6 protein-coding genes are annotated in these 4,087 nt (G+C 49.5%); 1 reads left to right on the forward strand and 5 read right to left on the reverse strand.

Annotated features, from left to right (window positions below; genetic code table 11):
• A partial coding sequence (locus OEL57_RS14800) for a DUF3362 domain-containing protein (protein ID WP_300741507.1) occupies positions 1-782 on the forward strand: 782 nt, incomplete at its 5' end.
• 39 nt (positions 783-821) lie between these two features.
• Here the strand turns inward: OEL57_RS14800 and OEL57_RS14805 are convergent.
• The 5 genes from OEL57_RS14805 to OEL57_RS14825 all read right to left on the reverse strand — a co-directional run.
• Positions 822-1,025 (reverse strand): cold-shock protein, encoded by a 204-nt coding sequence (locus tag OEL57_RS14805; protein ID WP_300741508.1) that lies wholly within the window; start codon positions 1,023-1,025, stop codon positions 822-824.
• 193 nt (positions 1,026-1,218) lie between these two features.
• Positions 1,219-1,815, reverse strand: coding sequence for an MlaC/ttg2D family ABC transporter substrate-binding protein (locus OEL57_RS14810; protein ID WP_300741510.1), 597 nt, complete (start codon positions 1,813-1,815; stop codon positions 1,219-1,221).
• A 28-nt stretch (positions 1,816-1,843) separates the two neighbouring features.
• Positions 1,844-3,229, reverse strand: a complete 1,386-nt coding sequence (locus OEL57_RS14815) for a TolC family protein (protein WP_300741512.1) — start codon at positions 3,227-3,229, stop codon at positions 1,844-1,846.
• A 14-nt stretch (positions 3,230-3,243) separates the two neighbouring features.
• Positions 3,244-3,696, reverse strand: a complete 453-nt coding sequence (gene mlaD / locus OEL57_RS14820; RefSeq protein WP_300741513.1) for an outer membrane lipid asymmetry maintenance protein MlaD — start codon at positions 3,694-3,696, stop codon at positions 3,244-3,246.
• A 3-nt stretch (positions 3,697-3,699) separates the two neighbouring features.
• The coding region (locus OEL57_RS14825) for an ABC transporter ATP-binding protein (RefSeq protein WP_300741515.1) at positions 3,700-4,087 on the reverse strand (388 nt) is incomplete at its 5' end.

Raw genomic sequence — 4,087 nt, forward strand, 5'->3', positions numbered from 1 at the left:
TGGGCGGCCCGACCGCCAATATGTACGGTACTGGCTGTGGTGCGCCTGATGCTGGCTATAACTGCCGGAGACCCAGTTGTTTGCATCCCAAGCCCTGTCCAAATCTGAAGGCTGATGATCGTTTGGTAGTACAGTTGTTACGCAAGGCATCCGGCTGTTCCGGGGTGCGAACCCTGACAGTTACCTCAGGTATTCGAAATGATTTGCTGGAATTACAGCCTGAGTATTGCAAAAGCTTGATTGAACAGCATGTGGGGGGGCTTTTGAAGGTGGCTCCTGAGCACCTTGTGGACGCCGTCACCACACTGATGCGTAAGCCAGGTAAAGCGGTGTTTGCCCGCTTCCTTGAGCGTTTCAGGGACGAAAGTCGCAAGGCAGGCAAAGTTCAGGCGGTGGTACCGTACCTGATGTCAGGCCATCCAGGTTGCCGTGTGGATGAAATGGTGCTGCTGTTGAAGGAGTTGCAGCGCTTAAAGCTCAAGGTTGAGCAGGCGCAGGAGTTTACTCCGACGCCTGGCACGGCCGCAACCTGCATGTACTACACGGGTATTGATCCAGATAGTGGTAAGACGGTTTATGTCGCTCGAACTGATCGGGAGAAAAATCTGCAGAAGTCAATTTTGCTCTGGCATCTGCCGGAAGAACGGCAACGCGTGGTTAAGCTGCTGCGGGAATTGGGACGGGCTGATTTGCTCAAATTGCTTGATGAAGGGCAGCAAGCCAGTGGCGGGCAGCAACAACGCCAGAGAAAAGGACCGCAGAAAAAAAGAACGGCCCGCTGATTGCTCACCGGGCCGTTCTGGTTGGTTTGTGTCTGGAACTTACTTCACTTTAACAATGTTTGCAGCCTGCAGACCTTTCGGACCCTGAACAATGTCAAAACTTACAGACTCACCCTCAGCCAGGGATTTGAATCCCTCGCTCTGAATAGCTGAGAAGTGTGCGAAAACATCCTCGCCGCCTTCTTGCTCGATAAAGCCAAACCCCTTGGTGTCGTTAAACCACTTGACCTTGCCTTGAGCCATCTTTTACTTCCTCCTTCGTGTGTTGCCGGACAGCGCCGGATCAAAAGATTTCTAAGTTTCCGGAGCTGTTGCAGGAGTGTCGCCAAGCAAGGCCAATCCAGCGGGTGCTTCGTGAGTACTGCTGTCACGTCCGAAACTTATCGCTGCGTCCCTGTAGCATAGCGTTTTATTGCTGTCAAGATAAATACGCCGGTTACATTTTAAGTTCATTGCTCTTGGCCTGTAGTTTCTTGACCAGTTCAGCATAGCCATTGGTGGAAATAATCTTGTTAAACTGTGTGCGATAATTGGATACTAGGCTGACCCCTTCAATCACCACATCATACACCATCCAGGTTCCGTTTTCTTTTTTCATAAGTTTGTAATCAAGGGTGTATTCATCCTGTTTGGGGGTGATGACCTTCGACTTTACCTCAGCAAAATCACCATCAAGGGTCTCTTTGGTGTAGACAATCTTTTCATTGTTGTAAGACTCGATCTTGCCAGCATAGGAGTTTTCAAGCAGGGTGGCAAACAGATCAACAAACTGCTTTTTTTCAGCGGGTGTACGTTGATTCCAGTGCTTGCCAAGGGCCCGCTTGGCCATCTCCTGGCTGTCAAAAATAGTGGCAATTGATTTTTTGATGGCCGTACGCCGCCGTTGTTCATTGCTTTTCTTTTTTAACTCTTTATCGGTCACGATATGGATCACATCGTTAACTGTTTTTTTAATGGTATCAGTCACTGTGGCAAAGGCGGTAGTAGCGACAAAAAGGCAGATGGTTGCAAGTAGAATAGTGCGTTTCAACATTTTTGGGGACTCCTTGTAGGCAGTAGGGTTATTTCGCTGAGGGGACCGGGTAATCACCCATGGCGTACTCAAGGTTGGCCTTGGCCATGTTGTAGTCAAATATAGCCTGATAGTGGGCTGCCTTCATTTTCCCGTAAATACCGACCGCATCAAACACGTCACGGGGGTTGCCAATACCAAAATCAAAGTTTGCCAAGGCTGCAGCTCCCCATTTCTTGGCGCTTTGGAATGCATTTTTGGTGATAGAGACATTGTTTTTTGCTTCCTGCATCTCCAGCCAGGCCTTTTGCGTCTGCAAGGGAATGTAGCTGTCGGCGTATGACTTGGTACTTGAAAGCCGGTTAAGCTGTGCTTGCTCAGCGGCAACCTTTGCAGAGGTGATGCCGAAATCAAGGTGCCACTTCAGGCCCAGTGCAGCGCCTCCATAGGTGTGTTGAAAGGTGTCGTTGATATAGGGGTTTTTAATCCGGTCCCGGTTGTCTGCATAGGCCCAGGAAATCATGCCGGCCAGAAAAACATCAGGGTAATAGTTGGCCTTGGCGGCCTCGACCAAAGCCGTGCGGGCAGCCATGCCTTCTTTAAGCTGCTTGAACTCAGGGCGCTGTAGTCGTGCTTTCTCAATAACACCGGTTAGTTCAGGAGTTGTGTCATTGGGTAGTTCCAGTCTTTCCGATGCTACCGAAACATCAACATTGTCAGCCAATCCAAGCCGGGCTTTCAGCGCTGCTGTTGCCAGCTGTTCGCCTTTGAGCGCCTCTTCCATATACTTGTTAATTTCGCCGGAGTAGGCGTCAATTTTATAGAGATCCATCGGATCACCGGAGTCTGACTCCTTATCGATCAACTCCTGTATCTTCTTTTTGCCCTGTATCATATAGAGTTGCAGTTCGGCAATAACGGTCTGCATTTCACGGGCCAGTAGTATGCTGTAGTAATATTTTTTGACTTCAAGCGCGACTTCATTTCCTTTTTGTAATTTTTTGGCTTTATCAACTTCAGATCCGTGGGTAGCGGCCTTCATGTTTTCGCTGATCTTGCCAAAGGTCCAGAGCGGTTGGGTAATCAGTACATCGGTGCTGGCAAACCAGGTCAGGTCACGTATGCTGAACGCCTTGTTGGTGTTAATTGTGGGGCTGATATCCTCTCGTTTAGCTCCTGGTGCCGGACCGAAAAGAGACATGACATTGATTTGGGGGTAGCGGTAGGCCTTCGCTTCGTCAAGTTTGCTGCTGGTAAGGGCAAGGTCAGCCTGGGCTTCACCTATTTCCGGGGCTGCCTGCAGCGCGGTACTGATGCAGGTCTCAAGATCAAGCACCAGTGTGGTGTGGCCGGGGCTTCCGGCTACGGCAGGCGAAGCGGCCAGTATAGTCGTAAGTAATAATGCTGTTAGGGGTATCTGTGCAAACCGTTTCATTGTGCTCTATGCTCCTAGTCCACCTTGCCGTGGATGAATTTACTGACCAGTTCTTCAATATCAATAGCTGATTCTGTCTCTCTGATTTTGCCGCCATTTTTTAACAGCTGATCAGAACCGCCCGGCTTCAGTTTGATGAATTTATCACCAATAATGCCGCTGGTTCGGACAGAGGCGATCACGTCGTCTGTAATCTTGATGCCGTCTTTAATTTTCATGGTTACTTCAGCCTGATCGCCACTGGAGTTTGAAAGGCCGATTCGCTCAACCGTGCCAATTTCAACACCGGCCAGTTCAATCCGGGCGCCGGGTTTTAAGCCTGAAACCGAGTTAAAAAGGGCGGTGACGCGGTAGTTGTTACCACCGATCAATTCCATTTTCCCTAGCTTGATAGACAGGTAACCCAGGCAAAGGATGCCGATCAACATGAAGATACCGACGGTTAGTTCAAGTTTTGCGCTGTTCATGGTTTATGCAACTCCGCTATTGATCGGCCCATCAAGGCTGCCGCTGATAAATTGCCGTACGACTGGATGCTCTGAGGTCTGTATCTCGTCCGGTGTGCCAAATTGTAAAATCTCGCCTTGGTACAGCATGGCTATGTTATGCGCCACTTCAAAGATATCCGGAATGTCGTGTGAAACAATCACGGCGGTAAAACCGAATTTCTCCTGGGTTTCCTTGATGAGCTGGTGAATAGCGCGCCGAATCACCGGATCAAGTCCGGTGGTCGGTTCATCAAACAGCACTATTTGAGGTTGCAAAAGTAATGCCCTCGCCAGTCCGACCCGCTTTTTCATCCCGCCTGATAATTCATCAGGATACTTATGATTAACATTCTTCAGGCCAACTTCCTGT

This window comes from Trichlorobacter sp. (genome assembly GCF_030247655.1).
Taxonomy (GTDB): Bacteria; Desulfobacterota; Desulfuromonadia; order Geobacterales; family Pseudopelobacteraceae; genus Trichlorobacter.

Excerpts from the sequence above, each read along its gene's own strand:
- OEL57_RS14815 (WP_300741512.1), bottom strand. The coding sequence starts at position 3,229 with ATGAAACGGTTTGCACAGATACCCCTAACAGCATTATTACTTACGACT.
- mlaD (WP_300741513.1), bottom strand. The coding sequence starts at position 3,696 with ATGAACAGCGCAAAACTTGAACTAACCGTCGGTATCTTCATGTTGATC.
- OEL57_RS14805 (WP_300741508.1), bottom strand. The coding sequence starts at position 1,025 with ATGGCTCAAGGCAAGGTCAAGTGGTTTAACGACACCAAGGGGTTTGGC.
- OEL57_RS14810 (WP_300741510.1), bottom strand. The coding sequence starts at position 1,815 with ATGTTGAAACGCACTATTCTACTTGCAACCATCTGCCTTTTTGTCGCT.